General features: G+C 69.3%; 18 protein-coding genes and 1 pseudogene. 6 read left to right on the top strand and 13 right to left on the bottom strand.

Features of this window, described 5'->3' with window-relative positions:
• The first annotated feature begins 91 nt into the window (after window positions 1-91).
• Entirely contained in the window at window positions 92-1,243 is a 1,152-nt protein-coding gene (argE, locus tag QM772_RS07865) for an acetylornithine deacetylase (protein ID WP_415135216.1), read from the top strand.
• Between the two features lie 67 nt (window positions 1,244-1,310).
• Here the strand turns inward: argE and QM772_RS07870 are convergent.
• The 4 genes and pseudogenes from QM772_RS07870 to pyrC form a co-directional block, all read right to left on the bottom strand.
• Window positions 1,311-2,064: pseudogene (locus QM772_RS07870) on the bottom strand (DUF3025 domain-containing protein).
• Between the two features lie 8 nt (window positions 2,065-2,072).
• Window positions 2,073-2,930: an NYN domain-containing protein gene (locus QM772_RS07875; protein ID WP_415135218.1), complete on the bottom strand. Its 858-nt coding sequence runs from the start codon at window positions 2,928-2,930 to the stop codon at window positions 2,073-2,075.
• A gap of 92 nt (window positions 2,931-3,022) precedes the next feature.
• A complete protein-coding gene (locus QM772_RS07880; RefSeq protein WP_415135220.1) occupies window positions 3,023-3,652 on the bottom strand; it encodes a hypothetical protein in 630 nt (209 codons plus the stop codon).
• Between the two features lie 13 nt (window positions 3,653-3,665).
• Window positions 3,666-4,709 (bottom strand): dihydroorotase, encoded by a 1,044-nt coding sequence (pyrC, locus tag QM772_RS07885; protein ID WP_415135222.1) that lies wholly within the window; start codon window positions 4,707-4,709, stop codon window positions 3,666-3,668.
• A gap of 160 nt (window positions 4,710-4,869) precedes the next feature.
• Between pyrC and QM772_RS07890 the strand changes: the two genes are divergently transcribed.
• From QM772_RS07890 to QM772_RS07900, 3 genes are all read left to right on the top strand, one after another.
• On the top strand, window positions 4,870-5,448 hold the full coding sequence (locus QM772_RS07890; protein ID WP_415135224.1) for a TRAP transporter small permease: 579 nt from the start codon (window positions 4,870-4,872) through the stop codon (window positions 5,446-5,448).
• 277 nt (window positions 5,449-5,725) lie between these two features.
• A complete protein-coding gene (locus QM772_RS07895; RefSeq protein ID WP_415135226.1) occupies window positions 5,726-7,024 on the top strand; it encodes a TRAP transporter large permease in 1,299 nt (432 codons plus the stop codon).
• 76 nt (window positions 7,025-7,100) lie between these two features.
• Window positions 7,101-8,141, top strand: coding sequence for a DctP family TRAP transporter solute-binding subunit (locus QM772_RS07900; protein WP_415135228.1), 1,041 nt, complete (start codon window positions 7,101-7,103; stop codon window positions 8,139-8,141).
• Between the two features lie 212 nt (window positions 8,142-8,353).
• Here QM772_RS07900 and rimI read toward each other — a convergent pair whose 3' ends face one another.
• Genes rimI through QM772_RS07915 form a run of 3 tightly spaced genes read right to left on the bottom strand, consistent with a single transcriptional unit; the run spans window position 8,354 to window position 10,597 of the window.
• A complete protein-coding gene (rimI, locus tag QM772_RS07905) occupies window positions 8,354-8,854 on the bottom strand; it encodes a ribosomal protein S18-alanine N-acetyltransferase (RefSeq protein ID WP_415135230.1) in 501 nt (166 codons plus the stop codon).
• 46 nt (window positions 8,855-8,900) lie between these two features.
• Window positions 8,901-9,848, bottom strand: coding sequence for a DUF1566 domain-containing protein (locus QM772_RS07910; RefSeq protein ID WP_415135232.1), 948 nt, complete (start codon window positions 9,846-9,848; stop codon window positions 8,901-8,903).
• Between the two features lie 5 nt (window positions 9,849-9,853).
• A complete protein-coding gene (locus QM772_RS07915) occupies window positions 9,854-10,597 on the bottom strand; it encodes a DUF1566 domain-containing protein (protein ID WP_415135234.1) in 744 nt (247 codons plus the stop codon).
• 131 nt (window positions 10,598-10,728) lie between these two features.
• On the opposite strand from QM772_RS07915, the gene QM772_RS07920 reads away from it, so the two are divergent.
• Complete coding sequence (locus QM772_RS07920; protein WP_415135236.1) at window positions 10,729-11,886, top strand: hypothetical protein; 1,158 nt, start codon at window positions 10,729-10,731, stop codon at window positions 11,884-11,886.
• Between the two features lie 386 nt (window positions 11,887-12,272).
• Here QM772_RS07920 and QM772_RS07925 read toward each other — a convergent pair whose 3' ends face one another.
• From QM772_RS07925 to QM772_RS07945, 5 genes are all read right to left on the bottom strand, one after another.
• On the bottom strand, window positions 12,273-13,010 hold the full coding sequence (locus QM772_RS07925) for an amino acid ABC transporter ATP-binding protein (protein WP_415139521.1): 738 nt from the start codon (window positions 13,008-13,010) through the stop codon (window positions 12,273-12,275).
• A gap of 198 nt (window positions 13,011-13,208) precedes the next feature.
• On the bottom strand, window positions 13,209-13,874 hold the full coding sequence (locus QM772_RS07930) for an amino acid ABC transporter permease (protein ID WP_415135238.1): 666 nt from the start codon (window positions 13,872-13,874) through the stop codon (window positions 13,209-13,211).
• Window position 13,875: 1 nt separating this feature from the next.
• Window positions 13,876-14,634 (bottom strand): amino acid ABC transporter permease, encoded by a 759-nt coding sequence (locus QM772_RS07935; RefSeq protein WP_415139523.1) that lies wholly within the window; start codon window positions 14,632-14,634, stop codon window positions 13,876-13,878.
• 123 nt (window positions 14,635-14,757) lie between these two features.
• Complete coding sequence (locus tag QM772_RS07940) at window positions 14,758-15,654, bottom strand: transporter substrate-binding domain-containing protein (RefSeq protein ID WP_415135240.1); 897 nt, start codon at window positions 15,652-15,654, stop codon at window positions 14,758-14,760.
• A gap of 129 nt (window positions 15,655-15,783) precedes the next feature.
• Complete coding sequence (locus QM772_RS07945; protein ID WP_415135242.1) at window positions 15,784-17,700, bottom strand: ABCB family ABC transporter ATP-binding protein/permease; 1,917 nt, start codon at window positions 17,698-17,700, stop codon at window positions 15,784-15,786.
• 141 nt (window positions 17,701-17,841) lie between these two features.
• On the opposite strand from QM772_RS07945, the gene QM772_RS07950 reads away from it, so the two are divergent.
• Window positions 17,842-18,207, top strand: a complete 366-nt coding sequence (locus QM772_RS07950; protein ID WP_415139525.1) for an acyl-CoA thioesterase — start codon at window positions 17,842-17,844, stop codon at window positions 18,205-18,207.
• Window positions 18,208-18,342: 135 nt separating this feature from the next.
• Here the strand turns inward: QM772_RS07950 and QM772_RS07955 are convergent, their stop codons facing one another.
• Window positions 18,343-19,119 (bottom strand): enoyl-CoA hydratase, encoded by a 777-nt coding sequence (locus QM772_RS07955; protein ID WP_415135244.1) that lies wholly within the window; start codon window positions 19,117-19,119, stop codon window positions 18,343-18,345.
• Between the last annotated feature and the right edge of the window lie 11 nt (window positions 19,120-19,130).

Raw genomic sequence — 19,130 nt, forward strand, 5'->3', positions numbered from 1 at the left:
TTTCAGATACGGCCCATTGGAGCAGATTCAAGCGCGCGGGTTCCGGCCAGCGCCTAAACTGCCGGCTTCTTTCCCCCCGCAGGCACGACCCATGAACACCCTCGACTGGCTCACGGCGCTGGCCGCCATCGACACCACCAGCCGCAACGCCAACCTGGGCCTGATCGAGACGGTGCGCGACGACCTGCGCCGCCAGGGGCTCGATCCCCGGCTGACGCACAACGCCGAAGGCACCAAGGCCAACCTGTTCTGCACCCTGCCGGCGCGGGACGGCGGCACGCAGGGCGGCATCGCCCTGTCGGGCCACACCGACACCGTGCCGGTGGACGGGCAGGACTGGACCAGCGACCCCTTCAAACTGACCGAACGCGGCGGCAAGCTCTACGCGCGCGGCAGCTGCGACATGAAGGGCTTCATCGCCTGCGCGGTGGGCATGGTGCCCGAGTTCCTGGCCACGCCGCGCGCCAGGCCGCTGCACCTGGCCTTCTCCTACGACGAGGAGATCGCCTGCATCGGCGCGCCCGTGATGCTGGCCGATTTGCAGGCGCGCGGCGTGCGGGTGGACGGCTGCATCGTCGGCGAGCCCACGTCGATGAAGCCGGTGGTGGCACACAAGGGCCTGAACGCCTGGCGCTGCCGCGTGCACGGCAAGGCCGCGCACTCGTCGCTGACGCCGCGCGGCTGCAACGCCATCGAGCACGCGGCGCGGCTGATCTGCGCCATCCGCGACGTGGCCGAGGCCTGGCGCGCCGAGGGGCCGTTCGACGACTGCTACGACGTGCCCTACAGCACCATCACCACCAACATGGTCAGCGGCGGCATCGCCATGAACACCATCGCGCAACTGTGCGAGTTCACCTACGAGTTCCGCAACCTGCCCGTGGTGCCGCCGGCCGAGGTGCAGGCGCGCATCGAGGCCTACGTGCAGGGCGAGCTGCTGCCGCGCATGCGCAGTGAATACGCCGAGGCGCGCGTCGAGTTCGAGAACCTGGCCGCCGCGCCCGGGCTGGACGCCAGCGAGCAGGCCGCCATCACGCAGCTGGTGCGCGCGCTGACGCAGGACGCCAGCGTGCGCAAGGTGGCCTACGGCACCGAGGCCGGGCTGTTCCAGCGCGCCGGCATCCCCACCGTGGTGTGCGGGCCGGGCTCGATCGAGCAGGCGCACAAGGTGGACGAGTTCGTCGAGCCCGATCAGCTGGCGCAGTGCGAGCGCTTCCTGCGCCAGGTGGCGGAATCGCTGTAGGCTCGATTGCTCTGCTATCGATAGCTGCCAGCGCTTGCTGGACGGGCGCTGGAGGCTATTTTTATTCTCAACCTGTCGGCCTGGGCCGGAACACGCCCGGGTCGTCGTAGAAGCCGGGCGCCTCGTTGCCCGGCCACCAGCCGGGCACGCCCAGCACCGGCAGCGGGGCGAAGGGCTTGGCCGCCAGCTTCCCGGCCGTCAGGTCCCGCGCCAGCCAGGCGTCCAGCGCCGCCAGCTCGCCCGCCGCGTCGAACGGCGGCGCCACGCGCCACACGTGCACCGTGATCGACTTGTAGGGCGCCACCAGCTTCTCCAGCGCGGCGTGGCCGAACACCAGCAGGCTGGCCTCGCCCCCACAGCGGGCGCAGCGGCCCGAAAAGGTCGGCCCAGCGGCGCGCGGCCAGCGCCTGCCACAGCGCGTCGGGCGCGTGCAGCAGGGCGGCGTTCTCGTCGAACACGGTGGCGGCGTCGCGCACCGGCCCGCGCCGCGCGCCCACGCCGCCCTGCGCGATCTCGGCGTGCTGCACCGCGTTCAGGCGCTGCTTGGTGCGCGGGAAGGCGTGCCAGACCAGGCCGTTGAAGAAGTCGTGCAGGTTGTCGCGCGTGGGCACGGCGCGCTGCTGGTAGATGAACCGCTCGTAAGCCTCGCCCTCCGGCAGCGCGGCCTGGGGCACGAAGCGCACCGGGCAGCCGGGCGCGGCGTTCAGCGCCTCAGCCACGTCGGCGCCGGCCTGCCAGCGTGCCAGCGCCGCCTGGCCCCGCGCGCGCACCGGGGCCCACCAGGGCGCGTGCCAGTCGATGGCCGGCGCGGGGCTCGGCATGAACCTCTTCAGCGCGGCTTGGCGGCGGCCGGGCGCTTGTCGCGCACGCTCACGCGCGAGGTGCCCTCGTCGCGGAACTCGAACGCGCCGGTCGCGGCCAGCAGCTTGCTCAGGGTGGCGTAGCCGTAGTTGCGCGGGTCGAACGAGACCTTGTTGCCGATCTGCGTGCCGACGGCGCCCACCTTGGCCCAGCCGGATTCGTCCTGCATGGCGATGGCGGCGTCGCGCAGCAGGTTCATCAGCGCCGTGTCCTGGCGCAGCTGCGCGGTGGGCACGCGGATGCGCCGGGGCGCGGGGGCCGGCGCGGGCGCGGCGGGGCTCTCGGGCCGGGGGGCGGCGGGCTCGTCCATCAGCGCGGCCACAGCGGCGATCGGCACGCCGGCCGTGTCCGCCTGCGCATCGGGCTGGGCGTCGGCGCGCGCCTCGGCCAGCGCCTCCAGGTACAGGAAGCGCGAGCAGGCGTTGACGAAGGGCCTGGGCGTCTGCGCCATGCCGAAGCCATAGACCGCCGCGCCCTTGGCGCGCAGGTGCATCACCAGCGGCGTGAAGTCGGCGTCGGACGAGACGATGCCGAAGGCGTCGGGCCGCTCGGTGTAGAGCAGCTCCATCGCGTCCACCGTCATCGCCATGTCGCTGGCGTTCTTGCGCTTGGAGTAGTCGAACTGCTGCATGGGGCGGATGGCGAACTCCAGCAGGCGCTCCTGCCAGCCGTTCAGCCCGTGCTTGGTCCAGTTGCCGTAGGCGCGGCGGACGTTGATGACGCCCAGGGTGGACAGCTCGGTCAGGATCTCGTCGATCAGGTCGGCCGGCGCGTTGTCGGCGTCGATGAGCAGGGCGATGCGCAGGGGGCGGGAATCAGCGTCCATCCTGGTGCTTTCCTTGATGCCAATGAATCATTTCCTCACTCCTGTTGGCCAGAACCTTCACGCCAGACACCAGCGCCCAGACGGGCGCCTCTTCATCCGAGGTAGCCCAGTCCCCGGCAGTGCGTGCAAGTCACGCCCGTTCCGGTCTCGCCAGTCCCCGCGCAGTAAAAGCACTGCTTGCCATCCTCGAACTTCTGCCGACGCAAATCGCTGTATGTCTCCATCGCCCGCGCGGCACGCTTCTCGCCGTCAGTCACTGACGCATCGAAAGGTATGTCGTCGTCGATGTCGAATCCGAATTTCTCCAGACTGAGGCACCGCTGATGAATGGCGTCCAGACGGTCCAGATGCCTGGCAAGGGTTTGCGTGGCTGGCACCTCGGCCTCGAAGAAGTACAGATCGTCGGCGCACGTCGCCCCGTCACCCGGCATGATCCTCTGGCCCAGGCCGGGGGGCGCCTCCTTGAGAATCCTGTCCCGATGGAGCCGGAAGAAATTGACCGCTTCATCGTTCAGCAGCGAGTCCCAAAGTACCTTGAACCGAGGATGCGCGCGGAAATGTGTGTGCAGCCTGTGCAGCGCGGATCTGGCGAACACGACGGATGCTTCGATATACGCCTCATACCGCTCACGGTCGGTCGCAGGCACCCCTCGCGCCAAACTCAGAAAATACTTTGCCCGGTTGATGGCCGACCGACTGTTGTTTTGATCGAGTTCATCCACCGCACGCCCTCGTTCAGAAAGAACCCAGCCGCCACGCCAGCGGCTCGCCGCCCGCCAGCGGCTTGACCTGCGCTTCGCCGAAGGGGTAGCTCTCCGGCGGCGTCCAGCTTTCGCGTACCAGGGTCACCGTGCCGGTGTTGCGCGGCAGGCCGTAGAAGTCGGGGCCGTGGAAGCTGGCGAAGCCTTCCAGCCGGTCCAGCGCGCCGGCGGCCTCGAAGGCGGCGGCGTACAGCTCCAGCGCGGCGTGGGCGGTGTAGCAGCCGGCGCAGCCGCTGGCGTGCTCCTTCAGTTGGGCCGGGTGCGGCGCGCTGTCGGTGCCCAGGAAGAAGCGCGTGCTGCCGCTGGTGGCCGCCTGCACCAGCGCCTGGCGGTGCACTTCGCGCTTGAGCACCGGCAGGCAGTAGTAGTGCGGGCGGATGCCGCCCTGGAAGATGGCGTTGCGGTTGTAGAGCAGGTGGTGCGCGGTGAGGGTGGCGGCGGTGTGCGCGTCGGCATCGGCCACGTACTGCGCGGCTTCCTTCGTGGTGATGTGCTCGAAGACGATCTTCAGCTCGGGGAAGTCGCGCCGCAGCGGGATCATCACGCGGTCGATGAACACGGCCTCGCGGTCGAACAGGTCGATGTCGGCATCGGTCACCTCGCCGTGCACCAGCAGCTTCAGGCCGGCGCGCTGCATCGCTTCCAGCGTTTTATAGGTCTTGCGCACGTCGGTCACGCCGGCGTCGCTGTTGGTGGTGGCGCCGGCGGGGTAGAGCTTGAGGGCGACCACGCCGGCCTCGGCCGCGCGGGCGATCTCGCCCTCCGGCGTGTTGTCGGTGAGGTACAGCGTCATCAGCGGCTCGAAGGCCGTGCCGGCCGGCACGGCGGCCTGGATGCGCGCCTGGTAGGCCAGCGCCTGCGCGGCGGTGGTCACCGGCGGCCTGAGGTTGGGCATGATGATGGCGCGCCCGAACTGCGCCGCCGTGTGCGGCACCACGGCCGCCAGCGCGGCGCCGTCGCGCACGTGCAGGTGCCAGTCGTCGGGGCGGGTCAGGGTGAGGGTGGGGGGCGTGGTCATGCGGCAAATTCTCGCATTGCGCCCGGGGCCGGCTTCAGGGTTTGCGCTGAGTTCGACACCCCGTATGAGTGCGCTTTGGGGCGCCGCCGGCAATTAAGATAACGCCTCGCGGCCGCTCGGGCCGCGCTTTGCATTCCGCGCCGGCAGTTTCCACCCCCCGATGTCCTCCTCCCCACCCCGCTCCCCCGAACCCACCGCGCCCGCCGCCGAAGAGGGCGCCGCGCCGCGCGTGCCGCTGGCCATCGAGGACTGGCTGACGGTGCTCATCATGGCGCTGCTGGCGCTGATCACCTTCGCCAACGTGCTGGTGCGCTACTTCACCGACGCCTCGTTCGCCTGGACGGAGGAGGTCTCGATCTTTCTCATGATCGTGCTGGCGATGGTGGCGGGCTCGGCGGCGGTGGCGCGCAACCGGCACATCCGCATCGAGTACTTCGCCGACTCGGGGCCCGAAGCCCGGCAGCGCGCGCTGGCCAGGTTCGGCGCCGCCATGGTGGCGCTGCTGTTCGCGCTGATGACCGTGCTGTCGGCCCGCGTGCTGTACGACGACGTGCGCTACGGCGAGACCTCGCCCGGCATCGGCGTGCCGCAGTGGTGGTACACGATGTGGCTGCCGATCATCTCGGCCGCCATCACGCTGCGCGCCATCGGCCTGCTGCGGCGCGGCGGCCGCGCGGCGGCCGACAACCCCGGCCTGCCGACCTCGCCCGAGGTGCGGGCCGAGGAGCATGCGCCGTGACGCAGGTGAATACTCCTCTTTTAGTAGCTGTCAGCGCTTGTTTGGCGCGGTCTGACGGCCTTTTTGACCATGAATCCATCACTGCCGACGCGGCGGCGCCCATGAGCGCCGCTCGGCCGCCCGAAGGCGCGAAGGCCCCCTCGGGGGGGCAGCGCAGCATGCGAAGCAGCGAAGCGTGGGGGCATTGTGAGCCGCCGCCCGGCCGCCCGAAGGCGGCGAAGGCCCCCTCGGGGGGCAGCGCAGCATGCGAAGCAGCGAAGCGTGGGGGCCAAGTTTCATGATCGCCACCCTGCTGTTCGCCCTGTTCATCGTCACCATGCTGATGGGCGTGCCCATCGGCGCCTCGCTGGGGCTGGCGGGCGCGGCGGCCATTGGCCTGGCCAACGCCGAGGCGCCCTGGTTCGGCCTGCTGGCGGTGCCGCAGAACTTCTACGCCGGGCTGGGCAAGTACCCGCTGCTGGCCATCCCCATGTTCGTGCTGGTGGGCTCGATCTTCGACCGCTCGGGCGTCGCCCTGCGGCTGGTCAACTTCGCCATCGCGCTGGTCGGGCGCGGGCCGGGCATGCTGCCGCTGGTCGCCATCGTGGTGGCGATGTTCCTGGGCGGCATCTCGGGCTCCGGCCCGGCCAACGCGGCCGCCGTGGGCGCGGTGATGATCGCCGCCATGTCGCGCGCCGGCTACCCGGCCAGCTACTCGGCCAGCGTGGTGGGCGCGGCGGCGGCCACCGACATCCTGATTCCGCCCTCGGTGGCGTTCATCGTGTATTCGGTGCTGGTGCCGGGCGCGTCGGTGCCGGCGCTGTTCGCGGCCGGCATGATCCCCGGCATCCTGGCCGGCATCGCGCTGATCGTGCCGGCGGTGTGGCTGGCGCGCAAACACAGGATGGGCCAGCTGGAGGCGAGCCTGCCGCGCCCGCCGCTGGGCAAGAGCTTCCTTGAAGCCATCTGGGGCCTGGCGGCGCCGGTGCTGATCCTGGGCGGCATGCGCATGGGCTGGTTCACGCCGACCGAGGCGGCCGTGGTGGCGGTGTTCTACGGCCTGTTCGTCGGCATGGTGGTGCACCGCACGATGACGTTCAAGGACCTGTTCCCCATCCTCAAGGAGTCGGGCGAGCTGTCGGCCGTGATCCTGCTGGTGGTGTCGCTGGCGGGCATCTTCGCCTACTCGCTGTCCACGCTGGGCGTGATCGACCCGGTGACCAACGCCATCGTCAACTCCGGCCTGGGCGAGTACGGCGTGCTGACGCTGCTGATCCTGATGCTGATCACCATCGGCATGTTCCTCGACGGGGTGTCGATCTTCCTCATCTTCGTGCCGCTGCTGTGGCCGATCGTGCAGCACTACAACTGGGACCCGGTGTGGTTCGGCGTGCTGCTGACGCTGAAGGTGGCGCTGGGCCAGTTCACGCCGCCGCTGGCGGTGAACCTGATGGTGTCGTGCCGCATCGCCGGCGTGCGCATGGAGCAGACGGTGCGCTGGGTCGGCCCGATGCTGCTGGCGATGGGCCTGGTGATGGTGGCCGTCATCATCTGGCCGCAGCTGGCGCTGTGGCTGCCGCGCGTGCTGGGTTATTGATGTTTCCGGCCGCCAGCGCTTGCCAGACGAGCGCCGGCAGCTATTTTTTGTGTAGCAACCCGAGGAGAGAAAAGACATGAGATTCCGCCGCACCCTGTTGACCCTGGCCGCCACGGCCGCCGCCGCGCTGACGCTGGGCGCCACCCTGCCCGCGCACGCGCAGAACTACAAGTCCGAATACCGCATGTCGCTGGTCGTCGGCACCGCCTTCCCCTGGGGCAAGGGCGGCGAGATCTGGGCCAACAAGGTCAAGGAGAAGACCAACGGCCGCATCAACATCAAGCTGTACCCCGGCGTGTCGCTGATCCAGGGCGACCAGACGCGCGAGTTCAGCGCGCTGCGCCAGGGCGTGATCGACATGGCCATCGGCTCCACCATCAACTGGTCGCCGCAGGTCAAGCAGCTCAACCTGTTCTCGCTGCCCTTCCTGATGCCCGACTACGCCGCCATCGACGCGCTGACGCAGGGCGAGGTGGGCAAGGACATCTTCAAGATCCTGGAGACCGCCGGCGTGGTGCCCCTGGCCTGGGGCGAGAACGGCTACCGCGAGATCACCAACTCCAAGCACCCGATCCGCACGCCGGCCGACATGAAGGGGCTGAAGATCCGCGTGGTCGGCTCGCCGCTGTTCGTCGAGACCTTCACCGCCCTGGGCGCCAACCCCACGCAGATGAGCTGGGCCGACGCGCAGCCCGCGCTGGCCAGCGGCGCGGTGGACGGGCAGGAGAACCCGATGAGCATCTTCACCGCCGCCAAGCTGCACACCGTGGGCCAGAAGAACCTGACCATGTGGGGCTACGTGGCCGACCCGCTGGTGTTCGTGGTCAACAAGGAGGTGTGGAACTCGTGGACCCCGGCCGACCGCGAGGCCGTGCGCCAGGCCGCCATCGAAGCCGGCAAGGAAGAGATCGCCATCGCGCGCAAGGGCATGGTCGAGCCCGGCCAGCCGCTGCTGAAAGACATCGCCGCGCTGGGCGTGAACATCGTGCAGCTGACGCCGGCCGAGCGCGACGCGTTCGTCAAGGTGACGCAGCCGATCGTCGCCAAGTGGAAGCCGCAGATAGGCAACGCGCTGGTGGACAAGGCCGAGAAGGCCATCGCGGCGCGCAAGAAATAAAGAATAAAGCGGCTCCCCGCGCGTGAAAACGCCCTGCCGGAAGGCAGGGCGTTTTTTATTGAAAGCAGGGGTATCTGTCTACATCGCCCGGCTGGCAAGCGCCAGCGACCGGATATGTCAGGAGTATGCACCCCGGGCGGGGCAGCCTGCGCATCGGGCCACTGGCCGGTGCGCGCGGCCCGGCGCGGCCGGCACCAGGGTGGACGAGGCGTTCACCCCTGCGCCAGCCGCAGGCTCATCACCACGGCGTCTTCGCGCTCGCCCTGGCCCAGCGGGTAGTAGCCCTTGCGCACGCCGACGCGGGCGAAGCCCCGTTCCAGGTAGATCTTCTGCGCCCGCGCGTTGCCGATGCGCACCTCCAGCCACAGCCATTCGGCCCCCTGCCCGCGCGACCACAGCGCCAGCGCGTCCAGCATCACCAGCGCCCAGCCCTGGCGCTGGAACGCGGGCGCCACGGTGATGTTCAACAGGTGCACCTCCTGGAAGCCCGGCATGGCGACGAAGTAGCCCAGCAGCTCGCCGCCCGCCAGCAGGCACTGCGCCTGGTGGCCGGCGGCCAGCGTGCCTTCGAAGTTGCCGCGCGTCCAGGGGTGGCTGTAGGCGGCCTGCTCGATGGCCAGCACGGCGTCCAGCAGCGCCGGGGTCATCGGCTCGAAGCGCGCCTCGATGATCTGCACCAGCGGCACGGCGTCGGCGAGGGAAGCGGCGCGCATCGGGCTGCCCTCGGCGCTTCCGAACACGCTTGGGGCCGCCCTGCGTTCAAACCCTCAACCAGCGGCGCCACCCCAGCCCTGCCAGCAGCGCCGCCAGCAGCGCCAGCCCCCAGGCCGAGGTCGCGGGCACGGCCGTGGGCGCTGCCGCCGCGGCGGCGGTGAACACCGTGGCCGTCACGTTCGCTTGCAGGTTGCCGCTGCCGTCGCGGGCAACGAAATACAGCACGTAGACCGCGCCCGCCGTCAGACCGCTGACGGAAAAGCTCGCCGGCGCGCCGGCCCCCAGAACAATCGGCGCGCCAGCGGTGCCGATCGGTCCGCCGCCAGCCAGCACGGCGGGTGTGGGCGCGGGCTGGCCGGCGGGCAACACGAGCCAGTAGCCGGTGGCGTCTTCGTTCACCGTCACGCTGACGCTGGCATTGGCGCCGCCGGTGCCGGGCGTGACGGTGGGGCCGGCGGTGGTCACCGGCGGGGTGGTGTCCAGGGCATCGAAGGCGTTGGGCGACGGGCCGCCGCGCACCAGGCGCACGTACAGCGGGTCGGTCTTGGGCGCGAACACCGAGTCGCCGAACGAGAAATGCACCGTCCACGCCGCGGATGGGAACGATGCCAGCGTGGTCGAGGTCCAGTATTGCCCGGGCAGCGTGTCGGGAAACGCGGCGGGGTCGATGGACGGGCTGAGGGTGCGGCCCAGGTCGCGCAGCGACAGCAGCTCCTTGATGTTGGGCACGCGCCAGTCGGCATGGCCTTTGTAGGCCAGGGCGTTCATGGTCTGCGCGGCCGTGAGCGCCTCGGGCCAGGTCAGTTGCGCCGTGCTGGTGGTGGCCGGGCAACGCAGGTCGCTGACGCCCTGGCCCAGGTAGCAGTCGTCCCACACCAGGCCGGTGGCGGCGTCGGTCACGGTGCCGTCGGCATGGGGGGTGAAGGGCGCGGCCCAGGCGGCGGGCGCCAGCAGCGCCAAAGCGGCGGCGCGGAGGAAGGTGGCGGCGGTCATGGCGTTCACAGTCCGCTGGGCAGCACCAGGCGCACGTAGGTGGCGCCGAGCGTGTTGTAGAGGTTGTTGCCGCCGGTGGCGAAATCCACGGCCCAGGCGGTGTTCGAGGCGGTGCCTGGGGTGGATGTCCAGTAGGGAAAGTCTGCCGTATCGGGGAAATGGCTTGAGTCGATGGCCGGGTTGCTGCCGCCGTAGGTCGCCAGCGTCAGCAACTCGGCGTTGGTGGGCAGGCGCCAGCCGGTGGCGCTGCCGCAGCGGCTGATGGCGTTGTGGCCGGTGGCGGCAAAGGCGGGCGTGATGGCCGTGTCCCAGAACTCCAGCCGCGTCTGCAAGGACCAGACCAGGCCGGTGACGTTGTCGCGCGTGCAGGCCCATTCGGTGGCGGTAGGGTTGGCGCCCGTGTTGTAGCTGGGGTTGGCAGGGCAGGTGCCGGCGCCCGCAGCCTGGCCGTTCATGCACAAGCGGGTGAAGTCGAAGCCGGCGCTGCCTGCGCCCTGCTTGACCAGCACCCCGGCCGCAGCGGCGGCGTCGCGGCCATAGCGTCCGTCCTGCCCAGGCAGACCGGAGATGGCGGCGTTGCAGGCCACGGAGGCGTTGCTGGCGTCGAAGCACTGGGTCTGGCCGGTGTCGTTGAGCGGCCGGGTCTGCGCGCCGGCGCCGCCGGGCAGCCCGGCCGCCGCCAGCGCCAGCGCGGCCAGGGGAATCCAGGCGCGCCGCGCGCCCGGGGTGCAATCACGGTGATCCCTCATCTCATCCTCTGCTTCGTATGGAACGCAGGCAATGTAGAGACCGCCTCCATGCGGCGTAACTCCACCGTGGTGGAGGGTTGCCGGGTGGCCGGCCGTGGCATGCTGTGCGCCCGTGCAACGAGAAAGCCACCGTGCGCTACCGACTGAACGGCCTGCCAGGCGTTGAGATCGACCCAGACTTCGCGTCCGAGCGCGACTGGCTGGCGCACCTGAGCCTGCTGGCCGGGCTGCCCTACCCCAGCCTGGCGCTGATGCCGAGCATCCTGGCGATCGTGCGCGCCCGCGTTCATTGCGCCGTGGGCAGCTTCGGCTGGACGGACGCCGACATGAACCCCACCGCGTTCATGACGGAGCACATGAGCCTGCGCGCCTACCAGTGGTGGATCAGCCACGCCAGCGACTTCTTCGCGCAGTGCCCGATCCCGGCCCAGTGGGACAGCCGGGGCGAGTCGTTCCGCCAGTTCATCGCCGCGCCCGAATTCGCGCGCACGGCGTTCTTCGACGAGGTGTTCGCCTCACAGGGCCAACGCTGGGCCACGCTGGCGCCGGTGCGCATCGCGCAGGGCGAGGGCTATGGGTTCCTGAGCGTGTACCGCGAGCCGGAGGCCGGCCCCTTCACCGACGCCGAGCAGGCGCGCCTGTGGCGCGGCGCGCAGGCGCTGGCCGGGCTGGACCGGCGTCACCACGCCTGGCAGGCACCGGCACCGGTCGAGACGGCGCTGGCCGGCGAGGCCAGCCTGCTGATCCGCCCCGATGGCGCGCTGGCGGCCCGCAGCCAGGAAGCGGCGCGGCTGCTCTACCTGCAAGGTGGCGCCAACATGCACACGCTGGATTGGGCGCGCATGGACTGGCAGGCGCTGCCGGCGCAGGTGCGAGAGGCCGCAAGCGCCATGTTCGAGCAGCCCGTGCCGGAGCTCAAGCGCCGCGTGTGCCTGCACCAGCCCTGGGGCCGGTTCGAGTTCGTGCTGGAGAAAATGCCCGGCCACGGCGCCCCGGCCGAGGCGCTGGTGGTGGCGGGCATCCGCTACCTGGAGGCGATCGACATCACGGTGGCGCGGCGGTTGGCCGGCTGGCCGCTGAGCCCGCGCGAAAAGCGCCTGGTGGTGGCCAGCACGCGCAGCACCAGCCTGGCCGAGCTGGCGCAGGCGCTGGGCATCACGGTGCTGACGCTCAAGACCTACAACCGCGAACTGATGAACCGCCTGCGGATCGGCTCGCGCCAGCAACTGATCGACGGGCTGCTGTCCGACGAAGCGGGGCGGCGCGACCCGCTGTTCAGGCCGCCCTGAAACCGCCGCCGCGTCAGAACGCGTGAGCGAATCCGGCCTGGCCGAGCAGCGCGCTGGTCGAGCAAGCCGAGCCGCCACGCGGCGCTCCACACGTGGAAACGCCCCGCCGAAAAGCGGGGCGTTTTTATCCTTCCCAGGAGTAATAGGCATCCAGCGCCCGGTTGGCAAGCGCTGGCGGGCAGTACCGCAGGGAAGTATCCAGCCAGCGCGGTTTATCCGGCTAGGAGTCTGCGCGGCAGAAGCCGCCGAAGCGAAACGCGCGAAAAACGAGGACAGCGTGGTGATACCGACAAGCCCAGGGTAGGCCCCCTGGGCGCAGGCGGTAGCGCCGCGATGGACCGTTTTCTCGCGCGTTGCAGCCGGCGCAGGTTCTGCCGCGCAGACTCCTAGTGTTGCAGGATCTTGTTGAGGAAATCCTTGGTGCGCGGCTGGCGGTTCTCGGGGTGGCCGAAGAACTCCTCCTTGGTGCAGTCCTCCAGGATGCGGCCGCCGACGTCGATGAAGATCACGCGGTTGGCCACCTTGCGGGCAAAACCCATCTCGTGCGTGACCACCATCATGGTCATGCCTTCCTTGGCCAGGCTCACCATCACGTCCAGCACCTCGCCCACCATCTCGGGGTCGAGCGCGGAGGTGGGCTCGTCGAACAGCATCACGATCGGGTCCATCGACAGCGCGCGGGCGATCGCCACGCGCTGCTGCTGGCCGCCCGAGAGCTGGCCGGGGAACTTGTCCTTGTGCGCCATCAGGCCCACGCGGTCGAGCATCTTCAGGCCGCGCGTCTTGGCTTCGTCCAGGCTGCGGCCCAGCACCTTGACCTGGGCGATGGTCAGGTTCTCGGTGACGGACAGGTGCGGGAACAGCTCGAAGTGCTGGAACACCATGCCCACCTTGCTGCGCAGCTTGGGCAGGTCGGTGCGCGGGTCGTTGACCTTGATGCCGTTGACCACGATGTCGCCCTTCTGGATCGGCTCCAGCGCGTTCACCGTCTTGATCAGCGTGGACTTGCCCGAGCCCGAGGGGCCGCACACCACCACCACGTCGCCCTTGTCGATGCTCACGCTGCAATCGTTCAGCACCTGCACCGGGCCGTACCACTTGGAGACGTTCTTGATTTCGATCATTTTGTCGGACATGAAGGACTCCTGACTGTCAAAACGGGTTGTTCATGGTGCGGTCGCGCAGCACCGGACACGGGTCGGCTGGCCGCGGAGCAGGCCACGCCAGTGCGCTCCTGGCCGGGGTCTCCCCGGCCAGCGGGCGTGCCCCTTGAGGGGGAGGCGCAACAGCGCGCAGCGCGTGGAGACACGGGGTGGGCCTGTTCATCGGATGATGGCAATTTTCTTGTGCAGGCGCTTGACGAAATACGACAGCGCGAAGCAGATCACGAAGTACAGCAGGGCGGCCATCAGGTACATCTCGATCGGGCGGCCGTAGTTCTTGCCGGCGGTCTCGAAGCCCTTGAGCAGGTCGTAAGCGCCGATGGCGTACACCAGCGAGGTGTCCTGGAACAGGATGATGGTCTGCGTCAGCAGCACCGGCAGCATGTTGCGGAAGGCCTGCGGCAGGATCACCAGCTTCATGTTCTGCCCGTAGGTCATGCCCACGGCCTGGCCGGCGAACACCTGGCCGCGCGGGATCGACTGGATGCCGGCGCGCATGATCTCGCTGAAGTACGCGGCCTCGAACGCGATGAAGGTGATGAAGGCCGAGTACTCCGCCCCGATGGGCCGCCCGATGAGGAAGGGCACCAGCAGGAAGAACCACAGGATCACCATCACCAGCGGAACGCTGCGCATGCCGTTGACGTAGATAGCCGCCGGCACGTCCAGCCACTTCTTGCCCGACAGGCGCATCAGCGCCAGCAGCGTGCCGAAGAAGATGCCGCCCAGCGTGGCGACCACGGTGAGCGTGATGCTGAACCACAGGCCCTTGAGGATGAAGCCCTGGATCAGCGACCAGTTGACGAGGGAAAAGTCGAGGTTCATGTCAATGCCCTCCCGCCCCGGTGCCGGAGGAGACGAAGCCCGGAACGCGCGAGCGCTTCTCGATGAAGGCCATGATGCGGTTGATGACCAGCGCCGAAATGACGTAGAGCACCGTGACCGCCAGGTAGATCTCGATCGGGCGCGAGGTTTCCTCGCCCACCTGCAGGGCGTACTGCGTCAGCTCGGGGATCGACACCGCGAACGCCACCGACGAGTTCTTGAAGATGTTCATCGACTCGCTGGTGAGCGGCGGGATGATGATGCGGTAGGCCATCGGCAGGATCACGTAGCGGTAGTACTGCGCCGTGGTGAAGCCCACCGCCATGCCGGCGTAGCGCTGGCCCTTGGGCAGCGCCTGCACGCCGGCGCGCACCTGCTCGGCGATGCGCGCCGAGGTGAACAGGCCCAGCGCGATCACCACCAGCGCGAACGGCGGCATGTCGCGCATCGGCGGGATCAGCGCCGGCACCACGTGGTACCAGAGGAAGATCTGCACCAGCAGCGGGATGTTGCGGAACAGCTCCACCCAGGCGTTGCCGATGCGCACCAGCCAGGGGTTGTCGGGCAGGGTGCGCATCACGCCGACGACGGAGCCGACGATCAGCGCGATCGCCAGCGCTGTCAGCGACACCCCGACCGTCCAGCCCCAGGCGCTGAAGATCCAGTCCAGGTAGGTGATGTCGCGGCCCTTGCCCAGGCAGCCCGCCACCACGTCGCCGCTGAGGGTGTCCTTGCAGAACACCGTCAAGTCCATGTTCAGCATCGCATGCCTTTCGCTCCTCCGGGAGTCCTCTTGCAGTTCAACCAAAAACGCCCGCCGGATAGAGGCCAGGCGGGCGTTGGAGCCGTGAGCAGGTGTTCAGCGATCACCTGCCCCGATGCATCACTTGGCGGCGTAGTCTTCCATCGGCTTGTCGTTGGGGTTGGCCCAAGCGGCCTTGGTGCCCTCGGACATGGGCATGTTCAGGTTCACGTTGTTGGGCGGGATGGGCTGCATGAACCACTTGTCGTAGAGCTTGGCCAGCGAGCCGTCCTTGATCTGGCGCACGATGCTGTCGTCGATGGCCTTCTTCAGCTTGGCATCGCCCTTGGGCAGCATGCAGGCGATGGGCTCCACCGACAGCGGCTCGCCGACCATCTTGTAGTCCTTGGCGTTCTTGGACTTGGCGGCGTTGGCGGCCAGGATGGAGCCGTCCATCACGAAGGCGTCGGCACGGCCGGCTTCCAGCAGCAGGAAGCTGTCGGCGTGGTCCTTGCCCATGACTTCCTTGAAGTCGATGCCCTCGGCGCGCTTGTTCTTGCGCAGCGTCTGCACCGAGGTGGTGCCGGTGGTGGTGGCCACGGTCTTGCCCTTGAGGTCGGGGATGCCGTTGATGCCCGAATTGTTCTTGACCAGGATGCGGATTTCTTCCACATAGGTGGTGTAGGCGAAGTCCACGTCCTTCTGGCGCGCCAGGTTGTTGGTGGTGGAGCCGCACTCGAAGTCGATGGTGCCGTTCTGCACCAGCGGGATGCGGTTCTGCGAGGTGATGACCTGGTAGTTGACCTTCAGCGGCTTGCCCGCGGCCTTGCCGAGGTCGTCGATGATGCGCTCGGCCATCTCGGTGTGGAAGCCCACGTACTTGCCGTCGCCCAGCGTGAAGGCCAGGCCTGAAGAATCGCGCACGCCCAGGTTCACGGCGCCGCGCTCCTTGATCTTGGCCAGCGTGTCCACGCCCTGCGCCATGGCCACGCCAGCAGTCAGCGCCAGCACCGAAACGGCAATGATGTGCTTCTTCATGCGATTTTTCCCTTTCAGAAAAAGAAGTTGAGGGCGGAAGAACCCCGCCCCTGCAACGGCATTCTACGAACCCGGGTGTACTGGTTAACCCTAGACAAAGTGCATGCCTGCATACCGGCGCCGCAGCGCTCACGCCGCGGCGGCATCCGGCCCGGCAGCCTGCTGCAGCGCCCACATCCGGGCATAACGCCCGTTGGCGGCAAGCAATGCAAGGTGCGTGCCACGTTCGGCGATGCGCCCGCCCTCCAGCACCAGGATCTCGTGCGCGTCCACCACGGTGGACAGCCGGTGCGCGATGACCAGCACGGTCTTGCCTTTGGCGGCGCTGCGCAGCTCGGCCTGGATGGCGCGCTCGTTGCCCGAGTCGAGCGCGCTGGTGGCCTCGTCGAAGATCAGCACCGGCGGGTTCTTCAGCAGCGTGCGGGCGATCGCCACGCGCTGCTTCTCGCCGCCGGACAGCTTCAGCCCGCGCTCGCCCACCAGGGTCTGGTAGCCGCCCGGCGTGCTCATGATGAAGTCGTGGATGTGCGCGCCGCGCGCGGCGGCCTGCACCTCGGCGTCGCTGGCGTCCGGCCGGCCGTAGCGGATGTTGTAGGCCACGGTGTCGTTGAACAGCACCGTGTCCTGCGGCACGATGCCGATGGCGCGCCGCACGCTGGCCTGCGTCACCGTGCGGATGTCCTGGCCGGCGATCAGGATGCGGCCGTCGTCGGCGCCGGGCCGCCCCAAGCCGTCGGCCGCCCCCTCGGGGGGCAGCGCACCTCGCGCAGCGGGGGAGCGTGGGGGCGATATTCCCGGGTCGTAGAAGCGGTAGAGCAGCCGCGCCAGCGTGGACTTGCCCGCGCCCGAGGGGCCGACCACCGCCACCGTCTTACCGGCCGGAATCTCGAAGCTGACGCCGTGCAGGATGGGCCGCGCCGGCTCGTAGGCGAAGCGCACGTCCTCGAAGCGCACGCCCACCGGGCCATGGGTGCGCAGCTCGGGCGCGCCGGGCGCGTCGGCCACCTCCTGCGGGCGGTCCGTCAGGGCGAACATGCGCTCCAGGTCGGTCAGGTTCTGCTTGATCTCGCGGTAGATCATGCCCAGGAAGTTGAGCGGGATGTACAGCTGGATCATGAAGGCGTTGACCATCACCAGGTCGCCCAGCGTGAGCCGCCCGTCCGCCACGCCCTGCGTGGCGCGCCACAGCATGGCGACCAGCCCGGTGGCGATGATGAGCTGCTGCCCGGTGTTGAGCAGCGACAGCGAGGTCTGCGCCTTCAGGCGCGAGCGGCGGTAGTGCCGCAGGCTCTCGTCGTAGCGGCGCGCCTCGAAGGCCTCGTTGTTGAAGTACTTCACGGTCTCGTAGTTCAGCAGCGAGTCGACCGCGCGCGCATGCGCCTGCGAGTCGGCCGCGTTGGCCTCGACGCGAAAGCGCGTGCGCCACTCGGTCATCTTCACCGTGAAGGCGGCGTAGGCCGCCAGCGCGGCCAGCGTGATCCAGACGAAGCCGGCGTCGAACTTCGCGCCCAGGATGCCCAGCACCAGCCCCACCTCCACCAGCGTGGGCACGATGCTGTAGAGCGAGTAGGTCACCAGCGACTCGATGGCGCGCACGCCGCGCTCGATGTCGCGCGTCATGCCGCCGGTCTGCCGCTCCAGGTGAAAGCGCAGGCCGAGGGCGTGCAGGTGCTCGAAGGTTTGCAGTGCCACCTGCCGCGTGGCGCCCTGGGTGGCCTTGGAGAACACCAACTCGCGCAGCTCGGTGAACACCGAGGTCATCAGGCGCAGCGCGCCGTAGGCCAGCAGCAGCCCGGCCGGCACCACCAGCAGCGCGGCGGGGTCGCCCGGCGGGATCGTCATGGCGTCGACCAGGTGCTTCAGCAGCACCGGCACGCCGACGTTCGCCAGCTTGGCGACGACGACGCACAGCAGCGCCGCCGCCACGCGCCCCTTGTACTGCCACAGGTAGGGCAGCAGGCGCCCCAGCGTGCGCCAGTCCGAGCGCGAACGCGCCGGCGCGCCGGTTTCAGGGGGTGCATTGGATCGCTCTGCTCGGTCGCGCATCGTGGACAATCTTCCGGGAAACCGCTCACGAGGATTGTGCCCATGTCCACCGCCGACCGCCCGCGCGCCGCCCTGCGCGGCCCCAACCTGAACGCCGTGCAGGCCCCCGAGGCCGAACTGCCGGCGGACCACACGCTGGTGATGAAGGTGATCCCCATGCCGGCCGACGTCAACGCCAACGGCGACATCTTCGGCGGCTGGGTGATGGCGCAGGTGGACCTGGCCGGCTCGGTGCTGCCGGCGCGCTACGCGCAGGGGCGCATGGCCACGGTGGCGGTGAACCAGTTCATCTTCAAGCAGCCGGTGCGCATCGGCGACATCCTGTCGCTCTACGCCAAGATCGAGCGCATCGGCCGCACCTCGATGACGGTGAACGTCGGCGTCTACGCCGAGCGCATCCGCAAGCAGGGCCGCTACATCAAGGTGACCGAGGCCACGCTGACCTACGTCGCCATCGACGAGCAGGGCCGGCCGCGCCCGATTCCGCCCCTGCCCGCCGAGGACTGATGCCATCCGGCGCCCCATGGCACCGGCTGGCGCCGGCGTGCCGTGGGACGCGGGCCGACGGCGCCGCCGCGCGGATTGCTCACCAATCCATAGCTGCCAGCACTTGCCTGGCGGGCGCTGGAGGCCAAAAAGGCTTCAGCATTTGCTGAAGTCGGGCTTGCGCTTCTGGGCGAAGGCGGCGAAGGCTTCGCGCGCGGCCGGCTCGTGCAGCATGCGGCCGAACAGGGCGCCCTCCTCGTCCATGCGCTGCAACACCTCCGCCTGCTGCGCGCCCTTGAGCAGGCGCTTGGTCTCGACCAGCGCCGACAGCGGCTTGGCCGCCAGCTTCAGCGCCTGCTGGCGCGCGAAGGCGTTGCACTCGGTGGGCGGCAGCACGCGGTTGGCCAGGCCCACCTCCAGCGCGGCCTCGGCCATGAAGGGCTCGCCCATCAGCAGCGCCTCGGCGGCGCGGTGCGCGCCGAACATCCGCGGCATGAGCAGGCTGGAGGCGGCCTCGGGCACCAGCCCCAGGTTGACGAAGGGCACCGAGAAGGCGGCGTTGTCGCCGGCGTAGACCAGGTCGCAGTGCAGCAGCAGGGTGGTGCCCACGCCCACCGCCGGCCCGCACACCGCCGCCAGCAGCGGCTTGGGGAAGGTGGCGATGGCGCGCAGGAAGCGCCACACGGGGCGGTCCTCGGGCTTGCCGGCGGGTTCCTTGGGCGCGTTCTGGAAGTCGCCGATGTCGTTGCCGGCCGAGAAGATGGTCTCGTGGCCCTGGAGCAGCACCACGCGCGTGGCCGGGTCGCCGGCGGCCTGCTCGATGGCGGTGGCCAGCGCGTCGTACATGGCGACGGTGATGGAGTTCTTGCGCTCCAGGCGGTTGAAGGTGAGCGTGAGAACGCCCTGCTCCTGGTGGACGAGGATGTCGGACATGGTGTTGACGG

Origin of the sequence: Ottowia sp., assembly GCF_047601385.1 — a bacterium.
In the GTDB taxonomy this organism is placed as follows: domain Bacteria; phylum Pseudomonadota; class Gammaproteobacteria; order Burkholderiales; family Burkholderiaceae_C; genus Ottowia.

What these genes read in the sequence shown, in the direction of transcription:
- QM772_RS07950 (WP_415139525.1), top strand. Translation starts at nt 17,842, where the DNA reads ATGAAGGTGATCCCCATGCCGGCCGACGTCAACGCCAACGGCGACATC.
- QM772_RS07945 (WP_415135242.1), bottom strand. Translation starts at nt 17,700, where the DNA reads ATGCGCGACCGAGCAGAGCGATCCAATGCACCCCCTGAAACCGGCGCG.
- QM772_RS07925 (WP_415139521.1), bottom strand. Translation starts at nt 13,010, where the DNA reads ATGATCGAAATCAAGAACGTCTCCAAGTGGTACGGCCCGGTGCAGGTG.
- QM772_RS07895 (WP_415135226.1), top strand. Translation starts at nt 5,726, where the DNA reads ATGATCGCCACCCTGCTGTTCGCCCTGTTCATCGTCACCATGCTGATG.
- QM772_RS07930 (WP_415135238.1), bottom strand. Translation starts at nt 13,874, where the DNA reads ATGAACCTCGACTTTTCCCTCGTCAACTGGTCGCTGATCCAGGGCTTC.
- QM772_RS07890 (WP_415135224.1), top strand. Translation starts at nt 4,870, where the DNA reads ATGTCCTCCTCCCCACCCCGCTCCCCCGAACCCACCGCGCCCGCCGCC.
- QM772_RS07910 (WP_415135232.1), bottom strand. Translation starts at nt 9,848, where the DNA reads ATGACCGCCGCCACCTTCCTCCGCGCCGCCGCTTTGGCGCTGCTGGCG.
- rimI (WP_415135230.1), bottom strand. Translation starts at nt 8,854, where the DNA reads ATGCGCGCCGCTTCCCTCGCCGACGCCGTGCCGCTGGTGCAGATCATC.
- QM772_RS07875 (WP_415135218.1), bottom strand. Translation starts at nt 2,930, where the DNA reads ATGGACGCTGATTCCCGCCCCCTGCGCATCGCCCTGCTCATCGACGCC.
- QM772_RS07940 (WP_415135240.1), bottom strand. Translation starts at nt 15,654, where the DNA reads ATGAAGAAGCACATCATTGCCGTTTCGGTGCTGGCGCTGACTGCTGGC.
- QM772_RS07900 (WP_415135228.1), top strand. Translation starts at nt 7,101, where the DNA reads ATGAGATTCCGCCGCACCCTGTTGACCCTGGCCGCCACGGCCGCCGCC.
- QM772_RS07955 (WP_415135244.1), bottom strand. Translation starts at nt 19,119, where the DNA reads ATGTCCGACATCCTCGTCCACCAGGAGCAGGGCGTTCTCACGCTCACC.
- QM772_RS07915 (WP_415135234.1), bottom strand. Translation starts at nt 10,597, where the DNA reads ATGAGGGATCACCGTGATTGCACCCCGGGCGCGCGGCGCGCCTGGATT.
- argE (WP_415135216.1), top strand. Translation starts at nt 92, where the DNA reads ATGAACACCCTCGACTGGCTCACGGCGCTGGCCGCCATCGACACCACC.
- pyrC (WP_415135222.1), bottom strand. Translation starts at nt 4,709, where the DNA reads ATGACCACGCCCCCCACCCTCACCCTGACCCGCCCCGACGACTGGCAC.